Source organism: Actinoplanes sp. G11-F43 (assembly GCF_050589265.1).
In the GTDB taxonomy this organism is placed as follows: domain Bacteria; phylum Actinomycetota; class Actinomycetes; order Mycobacteriales; family Micromonosporaceae; genus Actinoplanes.
The window spans coordinates 20823-44379 of record NZ_JBNZCE010000052.1 but is presented as its reverse complement, the minus strand read 5'-3'; the positions used below and the strand labels follow the sequence as shown (position 1 = coordinate 44379).

Here is a 23557-nt window from a genome sequence, read left to right as displayed (position 1 = left end):
AGACCTTTTCGGTAAGCGGTCCCGGCACTTGAGCAACAAAAAAGGCCCACGTGCGGAAGCACGGGACCTAGCGCACCCTCCCTCGGTCGGGGAGTGGTGCGCTCAGATAAGTACTCGGGACGCGAAGCACATGCGGCTAACCTTGCCCCATCTCACGGCCTGAGTCAACTGATCCCACATTTTGATCACGCGTTACCGCGGCGAAATCCGGATCGCTCGGCAACAACGCCCTGACCTGCCGCATTCCGGGTCCGAGGCGGACCACCTGACTGCGCGCCGGCGCGTCACTCCGTGGAGTGGTGCGCGGCTCCGGAGCCGGTCGCGGGGACGGCCGCGAGGACAGCAGCCGCGACTCGAAATGCTCGGCCGGCACCCCCCAGCCGAACAGCGAGCCCTGACCGAGGCGGCAGCCCGCCTCCTCGACCACCTCCCGCTGGGCCGGCGTGCCGATCCCCTCGGCCAGCACCTCCAGGCCGAGCCGGTGCCCCAGCCGGACCACCACGTCAACGAGCGGGGCGGCCGTCCCGGTCCGCGACTCCGGCTCGGCCACCAGCGCGTGATCGATCTTCAGGATGTCGACCGGCAGGGTCCGCAGCTGGGTCAGCGACGAATAGCCGGCGCCGAAGTCGTCCAGCGCGATCCGCACCCCGGTCGCGCGCACCTCGGCCAGCCGGCGGACCAGCTCCTCCATGTCCGTCGCCACCGCGTGCTCGGTCACTTCAAGGACCAGGCGTTGCGGTGGTACGCCGTACTCCTCCAGCACATCGGCGACCCGGCCGGCGTAATCCGCGTCGTGCAGCTCCTTGGGCGACAGGTTCACCGACAGCCAGACGTCGTGCCCCTTGGCCCGCCACTCGGCCAGCTGCCGGCAGGACTCCTCCAGCACCCAGGCGCCGATCCGGTTGATCAGCCCGGACTCCTCGGCCACCGGGATGAACTCCAGCGGCGCGACCTTGCCCAGCTCCGGATGTGTCCAGCGGAGCAGCGCCTCGGCGCCCACCGGCCGCATCGACGGCAGCGCCACCACCGGCTGGAACACCAGGTGCAGCTGGCCCCGGTCGATGGCGTGCCGCAGCTCGCCGGTCAGGATGCCGCGGCGGCGCAGCAGCTCGTCGTACTTCGCCTGGTACTTCTCCACCCGGTTCTTGCCGCGCTGCTTCGCGTACCGCAGGGCCAGGTCGGCGTCGTGCAGCAGGGCGCCGGTGGCGGCCACCCCGAGACTCGCGGAGAGGAAGATCGAACCACCATCGACCTCGTACGGCTCACCGAGCACCGCGAGCAGCCGGTGCGCCGCCAGCACGGCCTCGTCCGCGTCGCCGCGCATCAGCACCGCGAACTCGTCGCCACCCAGCCGGGCCGCCACGTCCCCGGCCAGCAGGTTGCGCCGCAGCCGGGCGCCCACCTCGGCCAGCACCGCGTCACCGACGTCGTGCCCGCGCAGGTCGTTGACGCTCTTGAAGCCGTCCAGGTCGATGCCGATCAGCGCGGTCCGCTCCACCGAGGAGCGCAGCGCCTCCTGCAGGCCCCGCCGGTTGGCCAGGCCGGTCAGCGGATCGGTGTGCGCCAGCTCCCGGAAGTGCGCCTCGCTCTCCCGCAGCCGCAGGGTGTAGCTGCGCACGTCCTCCAGCGCCAGGTACTGCCGGGCCACCACGGCCAGGCACTCCACCGCGGCGCCGAGATAGCCGAGCACGTCGAGCGACCCGCCCTGGACGATGTGGTAGCCCAGCGCGGCGATCACCGCCAGCATGGGGACCACCGAATACGCCGGGCCGCGCTCCAGGACGTCGCCGGAGACCATCACCGGCCGGTCGGCGGCCCGCACCGCCCAGGCCACCAGGACCAGCCCGCCGGTCAACAGCAGGCCGCTGACCAGGGTGAACCCGTCGTTGTCCCGGCAGATCCCGATGGCCAGCAGGTTCGCCGCGGCGGCCACCACGGTCACCCCGGCCGCCACCCGGACGGTGTGCCGCCGCGGCCGGTGGGCGTGCAGGCCCATCACCGCGGTCAGGCCCAGCGCGATCACCAGCAGCACGGCCGGCAGCAGGATGGCCAGGCAGCGGTCCGGGGTGGCGTCGCCGAGGATCCGGGTCGGCCGGCTGATCAGCACCCAGCCGACGAACCAGAGTGAGGCCGCGATCACCAGACCGTCCAGCACGTGCCGGACCGCGGCGCCGGGGCTGCGCGCCGAACCGGGCAGCGCCACCGTGCCGGCCAGCAGGATCAGCGTGCCCAGGCCGGTGCCGACGGCGACCGCGGTGGCCAGCGCCTTGTGGTGCCCCTCGGTCGCGGTGTGCCCGCTGATCAGGGCGGTGACCAGGCCGGCCAGCGCGGCGGCGGTGACGATCGCGCCGCCCAGGGCGAGCAGCAGGTGGGCCCGGCGGGCGGCGCCGGTGTGCCGGCGGCCGGACCGGCCCAGGTAGGCGACCGCCGGTACGGCCACGAACAGGCCCGCGAGGCCGGCCAGATCCATACCGGACGGTGAATGCACGAACACACTCTGCCGGATCTTCGGCATTTACGACACCCCATGTGTCCCGAGCTGTGGACGTCCGGGGCGGTGGACGGCCTGCGCAGTGGCACTATGGGTGACATGCCTGAGCTGCGCTCCCGGACCTCTACACACGGTCGGACGATGGCCGGCGCGCGCGCCCTATGGCGCGCCACCGGCATGACCGACTCCGACTTCGGCAAGCCGATCGTCGCCATCGCCAACAGCTACACCCAGTTCGTACCGGGGCATGTGCACCTCAAGGACCTCGGAGGCCTGGTCGCCGACTCGATCGCCGAGGCCGGTGGGGTCGGGCGCGAGTTCAACACGATCGCCGTCGACGACGGCATCGCGATGGGCCACGGCGGCATGCTCTACTCGCTGCCCAGCCGCGAGCTGATCGCCGACGCGGTGGAATACATGGTGAACGCGCACTGCGCCGACGCCCTGGTCTGTATCTCGAACTGCGACAAGATCACCCCCGGCATGCTGATCGCCGCGCTGCGGCTCAACATCCCGACCGTGTTCGTCTCCGGCGGCCCGATGGAGGCCGGCAAGACGATCGCCATCGAGGGCATCGTCCACGAGAAGCTGGACCTGGTCGACGCGATGAGCGCCGCCGCCAACGACAACGTCACCGACCAGCAGCTGGACACCATCGAGCGGTCCGCCTGCCCGACCTGCGGCTCCTGCTCCGGCATGTTCACCGCCAACTCGATGAACTGCCTGACCGAGGCGATCGGCCTGTCGCTGCCCGGCAACGGCTCGACCCTGGCCACCCACGCCTCCCGCAAGGACCTCTTCATCGAGGCCGGCCGGCTGATCGTGCAGATCGCCAAGGAGTACTACGACAACGACGACGAGTCGGTGCTGCCGCGCTCCATCGCCGGCCGGGACGCCTTCGAGAACGCGGTGGCCCTGGACGTGGCGATGGGCGGCTCGACCAACACGATCCTGCACCTGCTGGCCGCGGCCCGCGAGGCCGAGCTGGACTTCAGCGTCTCCGACATCGACGCCATCTCGCGGCGGGTGCCCTGCCTGTCGAAGGTCGCGCCGAACAGCCCGAAATACCACATGGAGGACGTGCACCGGGCCGGCGGCATCCCCGCCCTGCTCGGTGAGCTGCACCGCGGCGGTGTCCTGAAGACCGGCGTGCGGGCGATCCACTCCCCCGATCTGACCTCCTGGCTCGACAAGTGGGACATCCGGGCCGCGTCGCCGTCCGCCGAGGCGCTGGAGTTGTTCCACGCCGCGCCCGGCGGGGTGCGCACCACCGAGGCGTTCTCGACGCGGAACCGCTGGGCCACGCTCGACACCGACGCCGAGGGCGGCTGCATCCGGTCGGTGGAGCACGCGTACACCGTCGATGGTGGTCTGGCCATCCTCTTCGGCAACCTGGCCCCGGACGGCTGCGTGGTCAAGACCGCCGGTGTCGACGAGTCGATCTGGAAGTTCACCGGCCCGGCCCGGGTCTACGAGTCCCAGGACGACGCGGTCACCGGCATCCTCGGCAAGGAGGTCGTCGAGGGCGACGTGGTGATCATCCGGTACGAGGGGCCCCGTGGTGGCCCCGGCATGCAGGAGATGCTCTACCCGACGTCGTTCCTGAAGGGCCGCGGGCTGGGCAAGGCGTGCGCGCTGATCACCGACGGCCGGTTCTCCGGTGGCACGTCCGGCCTGTCCATCGGGCACGTCTCCCCGGAGGCGGCCGGCGGCGGCCTGATCGCGCTGGTGGAGACCGGTGACGAGATCACCATCGACATCCCCGGCCGGAGCATCACGCTCAACGTCCACGACGACGTGCTGGCCCAGCGCCGGCACGAGCAGGAGCGGCGGCCCAAGCCGTACACGCCGGTGGACCGTCAGCGCCCGGTGTCGGCCGCGCTGCGCGCCTACGCCTCGATGGCGACGGCCGCCAGCGACGGCGCGTACCGCCGCGTCCCCGAGTAACCGCCCACTTCGTGTGCCGCGTTGCGGTCCGACCCGCACCACAACGCGGCACACACCGGGAAACGCCCTCCCGCGTGCCGCACAACGGTCCGAATCGCGCCGTAGCTCGGCACGCGCGCGGCGCGGCGTACCGGCAAGCGGGTGTGGAAACGGCCCGCCTGCCGGGAGTGGCGGGCGGACCGTGACCGGAATCCATCTGCTATTTGAGCGCGCCCTCCATGATCCCGCGGACCAGCTGGCGACCGCCGAGCAGCAGCAGGATCACCAGCGGGACGGTGGCCACGAAGGCACCGGCCAGGACCCGGCGGTAGACCACGTAGTTGCCGCTGGCCAGGTCGGACAGGGCGACCATCGAGGTCGGGAAGTCGGTGCCGTTCAGCGTGATCAGCGGCCACTGGAAGTCGTTCCAGGTGGCCACGAAGGTGAGCAGGCCGAGGACGGCGAGGGCCGGGCGGATCGCCGGGACCACCACGGTCCAGTAGATCCGCAGGGTGAGGGCGCCGTCGATCCGGGCCGCCTCGATCAGCTCGTCGGGGATGGCGTGCGCGATGAACTGGCGCATGTAGAAGACGCCGAACGCGCTGACCAGGCCGGGGGCGATGACCGCGAGGAGCTGTCCGTTCCAGCCCAGCTTGCCCATCAGGATGTAGAGGGCGACGACGCCGAGCTGGTTGGGCACGGTCAACGTCAGGATGACGATGAACATCAGGACGTTGTTGCCCTTGAACCGCAGCTTGGCGAAGGCGAACCCGGCCAGCGAGCAGAAGAACAGTGTCGCCGCGGTGACCGTGACGGCCACGATCAGGCTGTTGATCAGCGACGCGGTGAAGTAGACGTCCTGCATGCCGAAGACCTCGGAGAGGTTCGTCATCAGGTTCGAGCCGGGGATCACCGACGGCGGCGAGCTCATCACGGCCTCGTCGGTGCTCGTCGCGATGACGAACATCCAGTAGACCGGGAACGCCGACACCAGCAGGATCGCGGTCAGCCCGAGGTACGACTTCCACGTGCCGGGAGTGTCCTGGGGCGCGCGGCTCAACAGGCGGGTGCTCACTTTCCGCCTCCCAGGCGCCGGGTGGCGAGCGCGTTGACGGCGGCCACGATCAGGATGATCAGGAACAGCGCCCAGCTCATGGCGGCCGCGTATCCGAGGTTGAGGTCACGCCAGCCGACCTTGTAGATGAGCTGCGCGATGGTGCGGTACTGGTGGTCGTATCCGCCGTTGGCCAGGGCCGGGTTCTCGTCGAACAGCATCGGCTCGCTGAACAGCTGGAGCCCGCCGATGGTGGAGAGGATGACGGTGAACAGCACCACCGGCTGGATCATCGGCACTGTGATCCGCCACAGCTGCTTCCACGGGCCGGCGCCGTCGACCGCGGCGGCCTCGTAGACGTCCTTCGGGATGGCCTGCATCGCGGACAGGTAGAGCAGCGCGTTGTAGCCGATCCACTTCCAGTTGACCATGGTGGCGATGGCGATCCAGCTGCTCCAGGTCGAGGCCCGCCAGTCCAGCGGCTGCTCCTGACCGAATCCGACCAGGGAGAGGAGCCAGTTGGCCATGCCGTAGTCGCGGCTGAAGAAGATCGCGAAGACCAGGGTGGAGGCGGCGACCGGGGTGACGTACGGCAGCAGGATGCCGATCCGCCAGAAGGTCGCGCCGCGCAGTTTGCGGTTCAGCAGGTTGGCGATGATCAGGGCGATCAGCAGCTGCGGCACGGTGGAGAGGATGAAGATGCCGAACGTGTTGATCAGAGCGTCCCAGAAGTCGGAGTCGCTCAGCAGCTTGGTGAAGTTGTCCGCCCCGGCCCAGCCGGTGAGCGTCGGTTCGTCTAGCCGCCAGTTACGCAGCGCCACGATGCCGTTGAAGATGATCGGAAACAGCCCGAAGATCGCGAAGAGCACGAAGAACGGCGCGATCAGCAGGTAGGGCACGGTCTTGGTGTCGAAACGGTAGAGCCAGAACTTCGCGCGGTTCGGCGGCGCGTGCTTCGGCTCCTCGGTGCGCGCGACGCGTACGTCGGTGAGGGCCACGGGACTAACTCCTAAGAAGGGCCGGACGGCGGGACGGCCAGAGTGCGCCGCCCCGCCGCTTTTTCGGGATGGGTCAGGAGCTCGCGGCCTTCTCGGCCTCCTTGACGGCCTCGGCCCAGGCCTCAGCGGACTTCAACTTGCCCTGGCCGACGCGGTTGATCACGTTCTCCACGGCGACGCGGGTCGGGCCGTTCTTCTTGCCGAGGTACTGCGGCTGCAGGTTGGCAGCGCCGGCGGCGAAGATCTGCCCGGTCGGGGCGTTGGTGAAGAAGTCCTTCTTGTAGTCCAGAACGGCCGGGTCCTTGTACAGGTCGGGCTGCGACGGCAGGTTGCCGACCGTCTTGAAGACCTCGATCTGCTGCTCGGGCTGGATCAGCCACTCGACGAACTTGTACGCGGCGTCCACGTTCTTGCCCTGGCTGGGGATGGTCCACCAGGAGCCGCCCCAGTTGCCGCCGCCGCCGGGCACCGCGGCGATGTCCCACTTGCCCTTCTGGTCGGGCGCGGTGGTCTGGATGTGGCCGAGCATCCACGCCGGGCAGGCGAGCACGGCGAACTGGTCCTTCTTGAAGCCCTGGTCCCAGTTCGGCTGGAAGCTGGCCAGGTTGGCGGAGATGCCGGCGTCGATCGCCTTCATCGCCACATCGAAGCCGGCCTTCGGGCCGCCGTCCATCTGGAGCTGTTCCTGCTCGTTGTAGAAGCCGACCGGGGCCTGCGAGAGGACCGGGTTGAACAGGTTGGTGGCCGAGTCGACGAACTTCTTGCCGGTCTTCGAGGTGTACGTCTTACCGGTCTCGATGAACTGGTCCCAGGTCGTCCAGAGCTTGGAGACCTCGTCGCGCTCGGTGGGCAGGCCGGCTTCCTTGAACAGGTCGGTGCGGTAGCACATGGCCAGACCGCCGACGTCGGTGCCGAGACCGATCTGCTTGCCGTCGGGGGACTGCGAGGCCTTCCACTTCCAGGGCAGGTACTTCGCCTCGAGCGAGGCGGCGCCCTTCTCGGACAGGTTCACGAACTGGTCGGCCTGGCTGCGGAACTGGACGATGAAGCCCTCGTCGACCGCCGAGATGTCCGGCGCGCCGGAGCCGGCGACCAGCTTCTTCTGCAGGTCCTCGTGCTGGGCGTTGTACTCGCCCGAGTTCAGGACGATCTTGACACCGGGGTTGGCCGCCTCGTACTTGGCCTTGAGCGCGTCCAGGCCCATGTCACCCCAGAAGTTGACCTTCAGGGTGACGTCGCCGGCGGCGCCGCCGGAGTCCTTGTTGCCCTCCAGGGCCTGGCCACTGCAACCGGTGATCGCCAGGGCGGCGACCAGCCCGGCGGCGCCCACGCGCAGGGCGCGACGTCGCGAGAAATCCATGTCATTTCCTCCGCAAGGAGATCCACATCACTGAACCGGGTAAGTTGGGGGAACCGTAAGCCTGGCTTTCAGCCATGTCAATAGGAGGTTACGGGCGCGCTCCCATCCCTACTCAAGGCGGATTAAACGGACAGTGGGTTTACATGTCTCGATGTGTGCCGTAACACTTAACCGATCAAGCTTTGTTAAGGCGCCCAGGGAGTGCGACCAGCCCGCACCCCGGGACCGATAAGCTCGGCGTCAGTGGGGACAGAGGAGATCGAGTGAAGCGGCCCACGATCGCCGACATCGCACGGCGGGCGGGCGTGTCCAAGGGCGCCGTGTCCTACGCGCTCAACGGCCAGCCAGGTGTCTCCGAGGCGACCCGGAAACGGATCCTGTCCATCGCCCAGGAGATCGGGTTCAACGCCAACAGCGCGGCCCGCGCGCTGTCCGGCGCCCGCGCCCGTGCCGTCGGCCTGACCCTCTGCCGGCCTGCCCGGATCCTCGGCATCGAGCCCTGGTTCATGGGCCTGATCAGCGGTTTCGAGGCCGAGCTGGGCGCCGAGTCGTATGCGCTGACCCTTCAGGTGGTGGCCACCCCCGAGCAGGAGGTGGAGGTCTACCGCCGCTGGTGGGGCGAGCGCCGGATCGACGGGGTGATCGTCACCGACATCCGTGAGGACGACATCCGGATCCCGGTCCTGCAGCAGCTCCAGCTGCCCGCCGTGGTGATCGGCGGCCCCGGTGACACCGGGCCGATCGCGCAGATCTGGTCCGACGACGCCGGCGCGATCACCGAGGCGGTGCGCTACCTGGTCGCCCTCGGCCACCACCGGATCGCCCGGGTCAGCGGCGTCGCCGACCTGCTGCACACGCAGAACCGGACGAAGGCCTTCGAGGCGGTCTGCGCCGCGCTCGGGCTGGACCACGCCCTCACCATCCCGGCCGACTACACCGGCGAGGAGGGCAGCCGGGCCACCCGGCGCCTGCTGATCGGCGGCGACCGGCCCACCGCGATCATCTACGACAACGACGTGATGGCGGTCGCCGGGCTGGCCGTGGCCCAGGAGATGGGGCTGTCCGTCCCCGGTGACCTGTCCATCGTGGCCTGGGACGACTCGCCACTGTGCAGCCTGGTGCACCCGCCGCTCACCGCCCTCAGCCGGGACATCTCCGCCTACGGCGCGCAGGCCGCCCGGGAGCTGCTGGCCGCCATCGACGGCAAGCGGGTGGGCAACGTGGAGGCCGGCCGGGCGCATCTCACCCCGCGCGGCAGCACCGCGCCACCCCGTCAGGACCTGTGACTCTCCAGGTACGCCTCGACCCGCTCGGCCGGCCCCGGACGGCCCAGCCCGAACCCCTGCCCGAACCGGCAGCCGGACCGCAGCGCCGCCTCGGCCTGCCCGGCCGTCTCCAGCCCCTTGGCCACCACGTCCAGGCCCAGCCGGCGGCCCAGACTGACCACCACCTCGACCACCGAGGTGTTCCCGGCCAGCGACGGGCTCAGCTTCAGCATGTCCACCGGCAGCCGGCGCAGATGCGACAGTGAGGTCTGCCCGGCGCCGAAGTCGTCCAGCGCCGCCCGCACCCCGAGCCGGCGCAGCCCGGCCAGCGCGGCCACGATGGCCGGCACGTCCTCGGCGATCCACGTCTCGGCCACCTCGACGACCAGCCGTTCCGGGTCCAGCCCGTGCTTGTCCAGGATGGCCGTGACCCGCTCCGGGAACCGGGCGGTGAGCAGCTCCCGCGGCCCCACGTTCACCGACAGCCAGACCTCCTCGCCGGCCCAGCCGGCCAGGGTGCGGCAGGCCTCGTCGAGCACCCACTCGTCCAGCGCGGCGGTGAGGCCGATCGCCGCCGCGATCGGCAGGATCTCGGCCGGCATGATCGTGCCCAGGCCCGGATGCCGCCAGCGCAGCAGCGCCTCCACCCCGGCCGGCCGGCCGTCGGCCAGCGCCGTCACCGGCTGGAAGACCAGGTCCAGCTCGCCCCGGTCGGCGGCGCCGAGCAGCTGCTGTTCCAGCTCCATCCGGCGGTGCAGCTGGATCTCGACGTCCGGGTCGTACCACTCGACCCGGTCCCGGCCCAGCTGACGGGCCCGCTGCCGGGCCAGGTCGGCGAACCGCAGCACCTCGTCGGAGTCGGCGGCCCCGGCCAGTTCCGCCAGACCCACGCTGGTGTGCAGGTCGACCGTCGCGCCGGGCAGTGAGTACGGCTCACCGAGGGCCGTCACGATCCGGCTGGCCAGGGCGTACGCCGGAACCGCCGACTCACCGGTGAGCACCGCGAACTCGTCGCCGCCGAGCCGGCCGGCCACATCCCGTTCGCCGACCAGGGTGCGCAGCCGCCGGGCCACCTCGATCAGCACCGCGTCGCCGACCTCCCGGCCCCGGCTGTCGTTGATCTCGGCCAGCCCGTGCAGGTCGATCACCAGCAGGGTGCCGCGCTGACCGGCCCGGCGGCGCCAGGAGAGCAGATCCCGCATCAGCGCCCGCCGGTTCGCCAGCCCGGTCAGCTGATCCAGGAAGGAGAGCCGGTGCAGCGTGCGCTCCAGGTGGCGCCGCTCGCCGACGTCCCGCACGTGCACCACGAGCGCCGCCACCTCGGGCACCCCACGCTGGTCCGCGATCGTCGACTCGGTCTCCCGCCAGAGCCGGGCACCGTCCCGCAACCGGGCGCTGAGCAGCACCGGCGGGCCACCCTCCGGCTCACCGGCCAGCACCGCGCCGATCACCGCCTGGGCGTCCGCGGCGTCCTCCGGATGGATCAGCTCCCGGAACTGGCGGCCCAGCACCTCCTCGTCCCGCAACCCGAACAGCCGGGCCGCCGCCGGGGACTGCCAGCGCACGGTGAGCCGCTCGTCCAGCACCAGGGTCAGATCGGTGGCGCCGGCCACCAGCGACCGGAAGTGCGCCTCGGCGACCCGCAGCCGGCCGGCGTACCGGCGGATGTCCCGGACCACCAGCAGCTCCCGGGTGACCAGCACACTGACCATCAGCAGACCGAAGATGACCGCCTCGGTGCCGAACTCCCGGACGGTCAGCAGATGCCACACCGCGGCGATCACCCCGACCGCGGCCGGAACCGCCAGCAGCGGATAGCTGGCCAGGTACTGATCCGGGTGGCGGGGCTCCGGCACCGGCGGCGGCAGATCCCGGCGGGAGCCGGCGGCGGCCGCGGCGGCCAGACCGGCCACCACACCGAGGCCGGCCGGCATCGTGAGCGGACCGGGCGGGGCCAGGACCAGGGCGGTCAGCGACAGCATGGTCAGCACCGTGCCCGCCCCGCACCACAGCGCGGCCGGCGGCCGGGGACGCGCCCGCAGCACCATCACGGTCACCACGGCCACCCCGCCGGCGGCGATCAGCAGGGCCGGCACCAGGCGCGGGCGGTCCGCCGCCGCGGGCATCAGATGGATCGCGAAACCGAGACTGACCCCCAGACCGACACCGTCGTACGCCCGGCGCAGCCGGACCACCCAGCCACGCGCCGCCCCCGGCAGCAACGACGTGCCCAGCACGAAACAGCACGCCACCACGCCCAGCCCGATGGTGAGCCCGGCGATCCGGTGCTCCGGCAGCAGCCACGGGACCAGCCCGGTCAGCCCGGTGGCCAGCGCGCCCAGGCCGATGAAGCCGGCGCCCCGGCAGGCGGCGAAGGAGTGCTCGGCCCGGTGGATCGCCAGCGCGGCCCGGATCAGGACGGCACCCGCGCACAGACCTGCGGTGCCGACCGTCCAGGCCAGCGCGGCCGGGGCGGGCGTCAGGCCCACGGCACCGGTCAACAGCAGCACGGCGATCATCGACGAGTCCTCATGCTTTCGGGATCTCCGGTCAGGGTCCGACGGCACTGGGGATTACTGCACCGGGTCAACGACGGTCCCCGGAACGGGTTACGGTGCGGCGTGTCGGCATCCACGATCTGTCATCGCACGGTGACGGTCAACCGAGGTTCGGGGTGGCACCTCGCTCCCCCCGCGATCAACCACACCGAACCTCGCCCCGCCGGCGTCCGGGGCAGGTGGGAGGATGGGCGGGTGAGCAGTCGTCCCGTCCTCCGCGTCCGCAAGTCCGGCGCCGTCCCGGTCGCCGCGTTGATCGCGCTGGTCGGCGGCGTCCCCCTCGTCGGCTCCGTCCCGGCGCTCAGCCCGATCCTGCTGATCCCGTTCGTCATCATGGTCTGGGCGTGGCGCTCCGGCACCGATGTGTACCGCGATCATCTGCACGTCCGCGCCCTGATCGGCGGCCCCCGGATCCCGTTCAGCCGGATCACCGAGATGGCTCCGGACGCGCGTGGCCGGGTCTCGGCGCTGCTCGACAACGGCAACGTCATCCGGCTCACCGGGGTGACCCGGGACAACCTGCCACTGGTGTTGTCGGCCACCGGCATCCTGGCCGAGGCGCCGGCCGACGGCGACGCCCCGGCGCCGGCCGCTGATCATTGAGCCGGTTCTGTCACAGCGCGCGGCTACCCTGGTCGGCATAGCCGAAGGAGGTGGTCTGGTCGTGCTCTCGCGCAGGAGCCGGTTGGGCGCTGTTCTCACCGTGGCCGCGCTCTCGCTGACCGCGGGGTGCAGCTTCGGTCCGCCCGGCCCCGATCAGGCCGGTTCCCCGCCCAACCTGCCACGGCCGTCCGCCGCGCCGACCGCCGGTGGTGACGACGGGGAGCGCCAGGTGGCGATCACCGTGCTGGCCAAGAATCTCGAGGTGCCGTGGGGGATGGCCTTCCTCCCGGATGGCGCCGCCGTGGTCACCGAGCGTGACACCGGCCGGATCCTGCGGGTCGGGCCCGAGTCGACCGCCAGCGGGCTCAAGGTCACCGAGATGCGGCGGCTCAACGAGGTCCGCGCGTCCGGTGACGGCGGTCTGCTCGGCGTCGCCGTCTCCCCGGACTACAAGACCGATCAAACTCTGTATGTGTATTACTCCACCGAGCGTGACAACCGCATCGGCAAGCTGGCCGGTGACGATCCGCTGGTGCCGATCCTGACCGGGATCCCGCGCTCGGGCCAGTCCAACGGCGGCGCGCTGGCCTTCGGCCCGGACGGTTTTCTGTATGCGGGCACCGGCGACGGCAGCCCGGAGGGCACCCTGGCCCCCGATCCGAAGAATCTGGGCGGCAAGATCCTGCGCCTGACCACGGCGGGCAAGCCGGCGCCGGGCAATCCGGCCAAGTCGGTGGTCTGGTCGTCCGGCCACCGCAACGTCCAGGGCCTGGCCTGGGACCAGTCGAAACGGATGTATGCCACCGACCGCGGCCAGCCACTGAACTCCGAGCTGAACGTGATTCAGAAGGGCAAGAACTACGGCTGGCCGAAAGCCGACGGCAAGGGCACCGACCCCAAGCTGGCCGACCCGATCGTCGCCTGGCCGTCGGACAGCTCCTCGTGCGCCGGGGTCGGCGTGCTGGAGACCATGGTGGCCACCGCGTGTGTGCTCGGCGAGAAACTGCAGCTGCTCAACGTCACCGCCGGTGGCACCGTGCTGGGCAGCCCGCAGGAGCTGCTGGCCGGCGAGTTCGGCCGGCTGCGGGCCCTGGCCACCGCCCCGGACGGCTCGTTCTGGGTGTCCACCTCCAACCAGGAGGATCCCGGCGAGCCCAGCCCGGAGGACGACCGCATCATCCGTCTGGTCTTCTCCGACGGTGGCGCCGGCCGGAGTTGACCGCGATGAGGAGCATCCCCCGGCGTGGCGGGGCCGGTTTTCGACGATCCGCCGTTTCGTTCCGGGCACGATCGGGCAGGTGAGGCCCCGATGATGCGAGAACGACCCCTGTGGCTGCGCCGTCTGAGTTCCGCTGCTGACCTGGCCGGCCGGGTGTTCCGGCACCGGTGGTCCCGCCGTGTCCGGGTGGCGGTCGCCGTCGGCCTGACCGGGATCACCGGCGCGATGATCGGGGTGATGCTGTTCGCCCGCGCCGATCTCAACGTCGGCCCGTTCAGCGCCGAGATGTCGGTGGCGCCGTCGACGGCCGGCGGCACCGAGATCGACATCCCACCGCTCGGGTCCCTGCACCTGGACAGCCATCGTGGGCCGGTCCACCTGCGGGTCGCGCTGGGTTCGCTGGACCAGAGCCGGACCGAGGCGCTGATCGACAACCCGACGGCGATCACCACCGCCGGGGACCGGGCCGCCGAGGAGGTGGTCTCCGGGGTCACCCAGCTGGCGCTGCGGGCGCTCGGCCTGGCCGTGGCCGGCGGGCTGCTGCTGGGCGCGCTGGCCTTCCGTGACATGCGGCGCACCGCGGCGGCCGGGCTCACCGCGCTGGTCGTCACCGGCGGCAGCCTGGGCCTGGCCGCGGGCACCCTGCGACCGGATTCGATCAGTGAGCCGCGATATGAGGGGCTGCTGATCAACGCGCCCGCCGTGGTCGGTGACGCCCGGCGGATCGCCGACAACTACGGCAAGTACGCCGAGCAGCTGCAGGCCATCCTCGGCAACGTGAGCCGGGTCTACTCGACCATCTCGGCCCTGCCCGTCTACGAGCCGGCCGGCAACACCACACGTCTGCTGCACGTCTCCGACCTGCATCTCAACCCGGCGTCCTGGGGCCTGATCCGGACCGTGGTGGAGACCTTCGAGATCGACGCGGTGATCGACACCGGTGACATCGTCGACTGGGGCAGCAGCGCCGAGACCTCCTACGTCGCGTCCATCCCGTCGATCCAGGTGCCGTACATCTACGTCCGCGGCAACCACGACTCGACGGCCATCCAGGCCGCCATCGGCCGGCAGAGCAACGCGATCGTCCTCGACGACGGGCTCACCGAGATCGACGGGCTGACCATCGCCGGGATCGGCGACCCGGCGTTCACCCCGGACAAGAGCGAGACCAACCAGGCCGGCGACAACGCCGGCCCCGAGCTGCACACCGCGGCCGGTGAGAAGCTCGCCCAGACCATCCGCGACGCCGGCAAGCCGGTCGACATCGCCCTGGTGCACGACCCGGCGATGGCGCAGCCGCTGTCCGGGCTGGTGCCGCTGGTCCTGGCCGGGCACCAGCACCGCCGGTCGGTGCAGATGCTGCCAGCGCCCACCCCGGTCGAACCCGGCCCGTCGGCGTCCGCCGCACTCCCGCCGTCCCCGTCGGCCGCCGCGGTGGCCACCCCGCCGATCGCCACCCGCCTGATGGTGGAGGGCTCCACCGGCGGCGCCGGGCTGCGCGGGCTGGAGAAGGAGGAGCCGACCCCGCTCAGCCTGTCGGTGCTCTACTTCGACGAGAACCGGGAACTGAAGGCGTACGACGACATCCGGCTCGGCGGCACCGGCCAGTCCAACGTCGAGATGCAGCGCAAGGTGGTCGGCCTGGAACCGGAGCCGGAACCCGAGCCCACCCCCACCCCGTCGGTCATCGGAGCCTCGTGAGCGTCAGTTCCACCGAACCGGTGTCCAGGCCCTCCGGGTCGACCTCCAGGGTGTAGGTTCCGGCCGACGAGCTGAACGGCAGCGTCACGCTCGGTTTCGCCGAGGTCAGGGCGCCGTCGGCCACCTCCAGGCCGGCCGGGGTGCGCAGCCGCAGGTGGGTCTGTTCGCCGCTGGTCAGGGTGTCCCGGCGTGCGGTCAGCTGGAACTGCTCCCCCTCGACCGCCGGGAACGTGACGTGGGCGCGCTCGCCCGGCCGGGTCAGGGTGAGCCGGACGGGCTCGGCCGGGGTCAGTTCGGCGGTGACCGTACCGACCAGCTGGACGGTCAGTGTGCCGGTGTGCGCGGTGTCCGGGTTGATCTCGACGGTGTGCCGGCCGGCCGCGGTGGTGACGAAGTCCAGGGTGCGGTAGCCGGCCTCGTACCCGACCGCGCCCGCCGTCTCCACCCGGCCGGCGGCGTCCCGGACCTCCAGGTGGGTGTACTCGTCCCGGGGCAGCGAGCCGCGCCGTGCCACCAGGGTCAGCTCCCGGCCGGCCGCGGCCTCGAAGGTCAGGAAGGCCCGCTCGCCCGGCTTGCCGATGGTGACCCGTTTCGACGCGCCGCCCGGTGCGAGCGTGCCGGTCGTCGCGCCGGCCAGGCTCACCAGCACGGTGCCGCGGTCGGCTGCGCGCGGGGTGACCTCGACCGTGTAGGTGCCGGCGGCCGGCGCGGTGAAGTCGACGGTGACGTCGGACCAGGTGGTGATCAGGGTGCCCTCGGCCACCGCCGCACCGTCCCGGCGGATCACCAGGTCGGTGTTGTCGGTCGCGGTCAGCGTCTTCCGGCGGGCCAGCACGGACAGTCGCTGGCCGGCGGCGGCCTCGAAGCGCGCGCTGCCCGGCCCGGCGAGATCGAGCAGGATCCCCGGGCCGCCGACGGTGAGCGGTTTGTCCTTACCGGCCGGCTCCGGATCGCCGGTCCCGGGACCGGCGACGGCTTCGGCCTCCCGCGATCCCGCCGCGGAGGCGGAGACCTCCCGCGATCCCGTCACGGAGGCGGAGACCTCCCGCGATCCCGTCACGGAGGCGGAGACCTCCCGCGATCCCGTCACGGAGGCGGAGGCTTGCGTCGCTCCCGTCGCGGGGTCGGCGGTGCCTCGCTCCGCTGCCGTCGCCGGGGCCGCCGGGGCCAGGAGTGATGCCGTGAACAGGGCGGCGGCTGCCCACCGCCGACTACCGGAATGAGCTGCCATCGTGGCAGGCTATGCCACCGCGCCGGGTAAATAGTGGCAAATCAGAAAATCCACCCACGCCCGCCGGGAGCAGACCGCCGGAAACAGAAGGAAACAGGACGCAGGACGGGCGCGGGGGCGCCGGAATGCCGCAACCGGTCCACGAAAACAGCGGCGCCCGGAGCCGCACGAGCGGGACCGGGCGCCTACCTCGTACCGAAAATGATCAGGCGGCGCCCAACCGGGAGAGGATCAGGTCGCGGACCGTCTTGGCGTCCGCCTGGCCCCGCGTGGTCTTCATGACCGCGCCCACCAGCGCACCCGCCGCCGCCACCTTGCCGTCCCGGATCTTCGCCGCGATGTCCGGGTTGGCCTCGATGGCCTCGTCCACCGCCTTCTGCAGGGCGCCGGTGTCCGAGACGACCTCCAGCCCGCGGGCGGACATCACCGCAGCCGGGTCACCCTCGCCGGCCACCACACCCTCCAGCACCTGACGGGCCAGCTTGTCGTTCAGCTTGCCGTCGTCGACCAGTTTCTGCAGGGCGGCGACCTGGGCCGGGGTGGCACCCACCTCAGTCAGCTCGATGCCCAGCTCATTGGACCGGCGGGCCAGCTCACCCAGCCACCACTTGCGGGCACCCGCCGGGGACGCGCCGGCCGCGATGGTCGCCTCGATCAGCTCGATCGCCCCGGCGTTCGACGCGGACTGCATCTCCACCTCGGAGATGCCCCACTCCTCACGCAGCCGGGCCCGCTTCACGCTCGGCTTCTCCGGCAGCTGCGTCTTCAGCTGCGCCACCCACGCGGTGTCCGGCGCGATCGGCACCAGATCGGGCTCCGGGAAGTAGCGGTAGTCGGTGGCGGTCTCCTTGGACCGGCCCGGCCGGGTGTCGCCGGTGGTCTCCTGGAAGTGCCGGGTCTCCTGGAAGATCCGGGTGCCCTGGTCGAGCAGGGCGGCCTGCCGGATGATCTCGGAGCGGACGGCGCGCTCCACCGACCGGAGCGAGTTCACGTTCTTCGTCTCGGTGCGGGTGCCCCACTCCTCGCCCGGCTTGTTCAGCGAGGTGTTGACGTCGCAGCGCATCGAACCCTGCTCCATCCGGACGTCCGAGACGTCCAGCGAGCGGATGATGTCACGCAGCTCGGCCACATAGGCCTTGGCGATCTCGGGCGCCTTGTCGCCGAGACCCGGCACCGGCTTGGTGACGATCTCGACCAGCGGGATGCCGGCCCGGTTGTAGTCGACCAGCGACTCGGTGGCGCCGTGGATGCGACCGGTGGCCCCGCCCACGTGCAGGGTCTTGCCGGTGTCCTCCTCGATGTGCACCCGCTCGATCTCGACCCGGTACTCCTTGCCGTCCACCACGACATCGACGTAACCGTCGACGCAGAGCGGCTCGTCGTACTGCGAAGTCTGGAAGTTCTTCGGCATGTCCGGATAGAAGTAGTTCTTCCGGGCCATCCGGCACCACTGCGCGATGTCACAGTTCAGCGCCAGGCCGATCCGGATCGTCGCCTCGATGGCCGCGCCGTTCATCACCGGCAGCGCGCCGGGCAGGGCCAGGCACACCGGGCAGACCTGCGTATTCGGCTCGGCGCCGAAATCGGTCTTGCAACCACAGAACATCTTCGTCCTGGTGCCCAGCTCGACGTGCGTCTCCAGGCCGATGACCGGCTCGTAACGGCTGGTGGCGTCTTCGTAGGACGGCAGCGCGATGGTCGTCATGTGCGTGCGGCTCCGGCTTTGGGACGTCGATGCGGACAGAGACCAAGCCTAGTCGCCCGGTCTGACGAAGCGCCGCCGGGTTTGCCCGTGCCGGGGAAGATCTAGGACATGCGCCGTACGACCGCCGTCGCCGCCGTCCTCCTGACCGCCGGATGTACGCCCTCCCCCACCCCGCCGGCCCCGGCACCGTCCGCCACCGTCGACTACGGCGTGTGGGCCGCCGGCCGGTCCACACCGGTCGCCGACCCGCTCTACCCGGAGAAGGGCAACCCCGGCCTGGACGTGCTGCACTACCGGCTCGAACTGGACTGGCAGCCCACCACCAGGGTGCTCACCGGCCTGGCCACCCTGCGGATCCGGCCGGTCACCGACGCCCCGGAGATCAAGCTGGACTTCACCGGGCTCACCGTCGACCGGGTGCTCCTCGACGGCGCCGCGGCCACCGGCGAGGTGACCGGCGGCAAACTGGTGGTGCCCGCCCCGGTCACCGCCGACCGGCCGGTCACCCTCGCGGTCGCCTACCACGGCACCCCGGAGCAGGTGGCGATGCCGTCCCACCGCGGCGACGCCTCCGAGGGCATCGGCATGCGGGCGGGCCGGGACGGCACGCTCTGGACCATGCAGGAGCCGTGGGGCGCGCTCACCTGGTACCCGGTGAACGAACACCCGTCCGACGAGGCGCTCTACGACCTGGCGGTCACCGTGCCACGCGGCTGGACGGCGGCCGCGAGCGGCACACCCGGCCCGGTGGAGGGCGGCACCTACCACTACAGCAGCGCCGATCCGGTGGCCGCCTACGTGACCACCCTCTCCGTCGACAGGTACCGGAGGATCGAGCTGAGCGGGCCGAACGGGCTGCCGATCACCAACTTCGTCCGGGACGAGACCGACGACCGGTACCTTCCGGTGCTCAAGCGCACCCCCGAGTTGCTGAGCTGGCTGGAGAAGCGGCTGGGCCGGTACCCGTACCCCACGGCCGGGGTCTTGATGAACGACTCGGTCTCGGCCATGGAGACCCAGCAGATGCTGAGCATGGGCCGGGGCGCGTTCCGCGAGGCCGACCTGGAGTACTTCGAGGCGGTCCTCATCCACGAGTACGCCCACCAGTGGTTCGGCAACGCGGTCACCCCGTCGACGTGGACCGATCTGTGGCTCAGCGAGGGCTGGGCGACCTACCTCCAATACCTGTACGAGCAGAAGCTGTACGGCTTCGACGACGACTACCTGGAGAGCTACCTGCGCCGCCGGGACGCCGAACTGCGCGAGTCGGTGGGCCCGCCCGGCAGGCCGAAGGCCGGCACCTTCGCCGAGAGCAACGTCTACCTGTGCCCGGCGGCGATGCTCCGCGAGATCCACGAGAGACTGGGCGACGAGAGGTTCTTCGCGCTGGCCACCGCGTGGGCCGCCGACAACCGCGACCGGAGCCAGGACCGGGCCGGTTTCATCTCCTTCGTCAACACCCACACCGGCGAGGACCACACCACCCTGATCAACACCTGGCTGGACTCGCCGACGACCCCGAAGTGACGGGGTCGTCGGCGAGGGTGTCTCAGAGAGCCGGCGGGGTGAAGGTGCCGACGGCGGACTCCAGGGCGGCGGCGACCCGGTACATCCGGTCGTCGGCCATCGTGGGGGCCATCACCTGGAAGCCGACCGGCAGGCCCTCGGAGAGACCGCACGGGACCGAGATGGCCGGGCCGCCGTACAGGTTCGTCGGGATGGTGAACAGGTCGGCCAGGTACATCTGGTACGGGTCCGAGGTGCGCGAACCGAACGGGAACGCGACGAACGGGGTGGTCGGCGAGACCAGCACGTCGACCTTCTCGAACGCGGCCTGGAAGTCCCGGGTGATCAGCGTGCGGACCTTCTGCGCCTGGCCGTAGTAGGCGTCGTAGTAACCCGACGACAGGGCGTAGGTGCCGAGGATGATCCGGCGCTTCACCTCGGGGCCGAAGCCGGCCTCGCGGGTCAGCGACATGACCTCCTCCAGGGAGCGGCTGCCGTCGTCGCCGGTGCGCAGGCCGTACCGGACGCCGTCGAAGCGGGCCAGGTTGGATGAGGCCTCGCTGGGGGCGATCAGGTAGTAGGCGGGCAGCGCGTACTGGAAGTTGGGGCAGGAGATCTCGACGATCTCGGCGCCCAGCTTGACCAGCGCCTCCAGCGACTCCCGGAACGAGGCCAGGACACCGGGCTCGGCGCCGTCGCCGGCGAACTCCTTGACCACGCCCAGCTTGACGCCGGTCAGGTCACCGGTGGCGCCCAGGCGGGCGGCGGCCACCACGTCCGGCACCGGCTGGTTGATCGAGGTGGAGTCGCGCGGGTCGTGGCCGGCGATCACCGCGTGCAGCAGGGCGGTGTCCTCGACGGTCCGGCCGCAGGGGCCGGGGGTGTCCAGCGAGGACGAGAAGGCGATCAGGCCGTACCGGGAGGTGCCGCCGTAGGTCGGCTTGGCGCCGACGGTGCCGGTGACCGCGCCGGGCTGGCGGATCGAACCGCCGGTGTCGGTGCCGATCGCGAGCGGGGCCTCGTAGGCCGCGATCGCCGCCGCCGAGCCACCGCCCGAGCCGCCGGGGATGCGGCCCAGATCCCACGGGTTGTTGGTGGGGCCGTACGCGCTGTACTCGGTGGAGGAGCCCATCGCGAACTCGTCCATGTTGGTCTTGCCGAGGATCGGCATGCCGGCCCGCTTGAGCCGCTCGACGATGGTCGCGTCGTACGGCGGCTTCCAGCCTTCGAGGATCTTCGAGGCGGCCGTGGTGGGCACACCCTTGGTGGTCACCACGTCCTTGACGGCGATCGGCACACCGGCCAGCGGGCCGGTGATCTCGCCCCGGTCGACGGCGGCCGCGGCGTCGAGCGCGCCCTCCCGGTCGACGTGCAGGAAGGCGTGGACGCGTTCGTCCACGGCGGCGATCCGGTCCAGGTGGGCGGTGGCCACCTCGACGGCGGACACCTCCTTCTTGGCGATCAGCCCGGCGAGTGAAGCGGCGGAGAGCCTGGTCAGGTCGCTCACGATCAGTCCTCCTCGTCCAGGATGCGCGGCACCCGGAAACGGCCCTCGTACGCGTCCGGCGCACCGGAGAGCGCGGCGTCCTGGGCCAGGCTCTCGGTGGGGACGTCCTCGCGGTAGACGTTGGTCAACGGCACCGAGTGCGAGGTCGGCGGAATGTCGTCCGCGGCCACCTCACCGACTCGGGCGACCGACTGCAGGATCACGTCGAGCTGACCCGCGAATCGGTCCAGCTCCTCGTCGGTCACGGCGAGCCGCGACAGGCGCGCCAGGTGCGCTACCTCTTCGCGGGAGATGGCGGCCATCCTGCCCCCTCATCACTTGACGTTTTGACTGTGCTTGCAGAGTCTATTTCGCCGCGATTCCCGGGTCGGACCGGGCGGTACCGTCCCAGCCAATCGGCGAGATCGGCGGCCGGCATCGGGCGGGCGTGGAACCATCCCTGCGCGGTGTGACAGCCGGCCGCGGCGAGCAACCGCCAGGTCACCTCGTCCTCCACACCTTCGGCGACGGCCCGCAGGCCGAGGGATTCGGCGAGACCGACCACCGATCGTACGATCGCGGCGTCACCGGCGTCGGTGGCCATGCCCAGCACGAACGACCTGTCGATCTTGACTTCGGTGAGCGGCAGCCGGCGCAGGTGCTGCAGCGACGAGTAGCCGGTGCCGAAGTCGTCGAGGGAGATGGCGACACCCATCCGGTTCAGCCGGGTGGTGGTCTCCAGGACCCGGTGCGGGTCGGCCATCAGCGCGCTCTCGGTGATTTCCAACTGCAACATCTCCGCCGGTACGGCGTACCTCCGCAGCAGTTCACCGACCCGGTCGGCGATGTCACCGGCGTGCAGGTCCCGGGCGCTGACGTTGACCGCGGCCCGCAACGGCCTGCGGTCGTCCCGCCAGCGGGCCAGCTGGGCCACCACCTCCTCCAGCACCCGGGCGGTGAGCAGCCGCATCACCGGGGTCGGCTCGGCGGCCCGGAGCAGTTCCGCCGGCCCGACCATGCCGCGGCGCGGGTGCCGCCAGCGCAGCAGCGCCTCGACACCGACCACCTCGCCGGTCGCGATGGCGATCTGCGGCTGGTAGTAGAGGACTATCCCGTCGCCGGGCGGGTCGTGGCGCAGCGCGTCCCGCAGGTCGGCCACCAGGGTCAGCCGGTCCGGGGTGTGCTCGGCGGCACCCGGCCCGTGCACCGCCATCTGGTCGCCGCGCTGTTTCGCCTCGTACATCGCCGACTCCGCCTCGCGCAGCAGGGTGCTGCCGTCGCGCCGGCCGGACTGGAGTGCTATCCCGATCGAGGCGCTCAGCTCGACCGGGGTGCCGTCCAGCGGGAACGGGCGGCTGAACGCCTCGGCCAGATGTTCGGCGATCCGGCGGGCCGACGCCGGATCCTCCACCCGGGTGGCGAGCACCGCGAACTCGTCACCGCCCAGCCGTACCACCAGGTCGTGGGCCGGCACCACGGCGGTCAGCCGGTCGGCGACCCGGGTCAGCAGCCGGTCGCCGGCCCCGTGCCCGAGGGCGTCGTTGACCGCGCGGAACCGGTCCAGGTCGAGCAGCAGCAGTGCCCGCCGCCGGTCCGGGGCCCGCTCGGCCATCACCGCCTGGAGGGTGCGCCGGTTCGGCAGGCCGGTCAGCGCGTCGAAGCGGGACGCCCGCTCGGACTCGCCCGCCCAGCGGACCATCCGGTGCACGGCGTGCAGGGCGAGCAGGGCCAGCGGCAGCAGGGCCGGGCTGGCTCCGGCGGCCACCAGCACCACCGGGCCGAGCAGCAGCAGGGCCGAGGTGGCCAGCAGGTCGGCGTGCCCGCGCCGGCGCCGGGCCGGGGGCCGGCCGTCGGTGGTCAGACCGCGGACCAGGCCGGCGATCGCGTACCGGGCGACGATCCAGGACACCGCGGCCGCGCAGATCAGGACGGTGTCCCACCAGCCGGGGCCGTCGTCGAGCCGCAGCGACGCGGCACCGGCGACGGCCGCGGCGGCGGCCAGCGCGGCGGTGTGCTGCAGTCCCAGATGGAGGGTACGGCGTAGCGAGTGCCGCAGCCGGACCCCGGCGACCGCCACCGCCACCAGCTGGACCGCGATGGCCGGGGCGGCGCCCCAGGCCAGCGCGATCGCGAAAGTGAAGCTGATCGAGGGCAGGACCACCGCGCTGGCCCGGCGCCCGGGGACCAGGTAGGGCCGGGCGTCGACCAGCACGGCGAGCAGTGCCGTCATCCAGAAGGCGGCGGGCAGGTCACCGCTCAGGGCGCCGCTCAGCCACAGCAGCACGACCGCGGTGACGGCGGCCGGCACGGTGGTGACGATGACGGTGCGCCGGTGACGCGAGCCGGCCGGACATGGGCGAACGGCATCCATGCGACCTCCACGATGGCCTCGATCACCGGTCGCATACACCATAGATCCATATGGGATCTTTTGCCCTAATCCACCTATACGTT

At 71.3% G+C, this 23557-nt stretch carries 16 protein-coding genes; 6 read left to right on the top strand and 10 right to left on the bottom strand.

Translation table 11 applies throughout. The features are described 5' to 3' along the window. Positions 1 to 136: 136 nt before the first annotated feature. Entirely contained in the window at positions 137 to 2515 is a 2379-nt protein-coding gene (locus ACQ0O7_RS41330) for a putative bifunctional diguanylate cyclase/phosphodiesterase (RefSeq protein WP_430791253.1), read from the bottom strand. Positions 2516 to 2590: 75 nt separating this feature from the next. On the opposite strand from ACQ0O7_RS41330, the gene ilvD reads away from it, so the two are divergent. After that, positions 2591 to 4438 (top strand): dihydroxy-acid dehydratase, encoded by a 1848-nt coding sequence (gene ilvD, locus ACQ0O7_RS41325; protein WP_430791251.1) that lies wholly within the window; start codon positions 2591 to 2593, stop codon positions 4436 to 4438. Between the two features lie 199 nt (positions 4439 to 4637). Here ilvD and ACQ0O7_RS41320 read toward each other — a convergent pair whose 3' ends face one another. From ACQ0O7_RS41320 to ACQ0O7_RS41310, 3 genes are all read right to left on the bottom strand, one after another. Then, positions 4638 to 5477: a carbohydrate ABC transporter permease gene (locus ACQ0O7_RS41320; protein ID WP_430791271.1), complete on the bottom strand. Its 840-nt coding sequence runs from the start codon at positions 5475 to 5477 to the stop codon at positions 4638 to 4640. Positions 5478 to 5488: 11 nt separating this feature from the next. Beyond that, positions 5489 to 6469, bottom strand: a complete 981-nt coding sequence (locus tag ACQ0O7_RS41315) for a carbohydrate ABC transporter permease (RefSeq protein ID WP_430791249.1) — start codon at positions 6467 to 6469, stop codon at positions 5489 to 5491. 73 nt (positions 6470 to 6542) lie between these two features. Continuing rightward, complete coding sequence (locus ACQ0O7_RS41310; RefSeq protein WP_430791247.1) at positions 6543 to 7829, bottom strand: extracellular solute-binding protein; 1287 nt, start codon at positions 7827 to 7829, stop codon at positions 6543 to 6545. A 263-nt stretch (positions 7830 to 8092) separates the two neighbouring features. On the opposite strand from ACQ0O7_RS41310, the gene ACQ0O7_RS41305 reads away from it, so the two are divergent. Further along, positions 8093 to 9115 (top strand): LacI family DNA-binding transcriptional regulator, encoded by a 1023-nt coding sequence (locus ACQ0O7_RS41305; protein ID WP_430791245.1) that lies wholly within the window; start codon positions 8093 to 8095, stop codon positions 9113 to 9115. Here ACQ0O7_RS41305 and ACQ0O7_RS41300 read toward each other — a convergent pair. Continuing rightward, the gene (locus ACQ0O7_RS41300) at positions 9103 to 11613 is read right to left on the bottom strand and encodes an EAL domain-containing protein (protein WP_430791243.1); all 2511 of its coding nucleotides are present in this window, start codon (positions 11611 to 11613) and stop codon (positions 9103 to 9105) included. The genes ACQ0O7_RS41305 and ACQ0O7_RS41300 overlap by 13 nt on opposite strands. A gap of 234 nt (positions 11614 to 11847) precedes the next feature. Between ACQ0O7_RS41300 and ACQ0O7_RS41295 the strand changes: the two genes are divergently transcribed. The 3 genes from ACQ0O7_RS41295 to ACQ0O7_RS41285 all read left to right on the top strand — a co-directional run bounded on the left by ACQ0O7_RS41295 (position 11848) and on the right by ACQ0O7_RS41285 (position 15175). Continuing rightward, positions 11848 to 12255 carry a PH domain-containing protein gene (locus ACQ0O7_RS41295; RefSeq protein WP_430791241.1) on the top strand — a complete coding sequence of 136 codons (408 nt, stop codon included), beginning with the start codon at positions 11848 to 11850 and terminating at the stop codon, positions 12253 to 12255. Between the two features lie 82 nt (positions 12256 to 12337). Next, positions 12338 to 13474: a PQQ-dependent sugar dehydrogenase gene (locus ACQ0O7_RS41290; protein ID WP_430791239.1), complete on the top strand. Its 1137-nt coding sequence runs from the start codon at positions 12338 to 12340 to the stop codon at positions 13472 to 13474. A 93-nt stretch (positions 13475 to 13567) separates the two neighbouring features. Then, positions 13568 to 15175 carry a metallophosphoesterase family protein gene (locus ACQ0O7_RS41285; RefSeq protein WP_430791237.1) on the top strand — a complete coding sequence of 536 codons (1608 nt, stop codon included), beginning with the start codon at positions 13568 to 13570 and terminating at the stop codon, positions 15173 to 15175. Here the strand turns inward: ACQ0O7_RS41285 and ACQ0O7_RS41280 are convergent. Beyond that, entirely contained in the window at positions 15159 to 16205 is a 1047-nt protein-coding gene (locus ACQ0O7_RS41280) for a PPC domain-containing protein (protein ID WP_430791235.1), read from the bottom strand. The genes ACQ0O7_RS41285 and ACQ0O7_RS41280 overlap by 17 nt on opposite strands. A gap of 406 nt (positions 16206 to 16611) precedes the next feature. Further along, positions 16612 to 18111 carry an Asp-tRNA(Asn)/Glu-tRNA(Gln) amidotransferase subunit GatB gene (gene gatB / locus ACQ0O7_RS41275; RefSeq protein WP_430791233.1) on the bottom strand — a complete coding sequence of 500 codons (1500 nt, stop codon included), beginning with the start codon at positions 18109 to 18111 and terminating at the stop codon, positions 16612 to 16614. Between the two features lie 108 nt (positions 18112 to 18219). Between gatB and ACQ0O7_RS41270 the strand changes: the two genes are divergently transcribed. After that, complete coding sequence (locus ACQ0O7_RS41270) at positions 18220 to 19638, top strand: M1 family metallopeptidase (RefSeq protein WP_430791231.1); 1419 nt, start codon at positions 18220 to 18222, stop codon at positions 19636 to 19638. Positions 19639 to 19660: 22 nt separating this feature from the next. On the opposite strand, the gene gatA is transcribed toward ACQ0O7_RS41270, so the two are convergent. Genes gatA through ACQ0O7_RS41255 form a run of 3 tightly spaced genes read right to left on the bottom strand, consistent with a single transcriptional unit; the run spans position 19661 to position 23474 of the window. Continuing rightward, positions 19661 to 21124 carry an Asp-tRNA(Asn)/Glu-tRNA(Gln) amidotransferase subunit GatA gene (gene gatA / locus ACQ0O7_RS41265; RefSeq protein ID WP_430791229.1) on the bottom strand — a complete coding sequence of 488 codons (1464 nt, stop codon included), beginning with the start codon at positions 21122 to 21124 and terminating at the stop codon, positions 19661 to 19663. A gap of 2 nt (positions 21125 to 21126) precedes the next feature. Next, entirely contained in the window at positions 21127 to 21426 is a 300-nt protein-coding gene (gene gatC / locus ACQ0O7_RS41260) for an Asp-tRNA(Asn)/Glu-tRNA(Gln) amidotransferase subunit GatC (RefSeq protein WP_430791227.1), read from the bottom strand. Then, positions 21399 to 23474: a putative bifunctional diguanylate cyclase/phosphodiesterase gene (locus tag ACQ0O7_RS41255; RefSeq protein ID WP_430791225.1), complete on the bottom strand. Its 2076-nt coding sequence runs from the start codon at positions 23472 to 23474 to the stop codon at positions 21399 to 21401. Before ACQ0O7_RS41255 ends, gatC begins: the two co-directional genes overlap by 28 nt. Between the last annotated feature and the right edge of the window lie 83 nt (positions 23475 to 23557).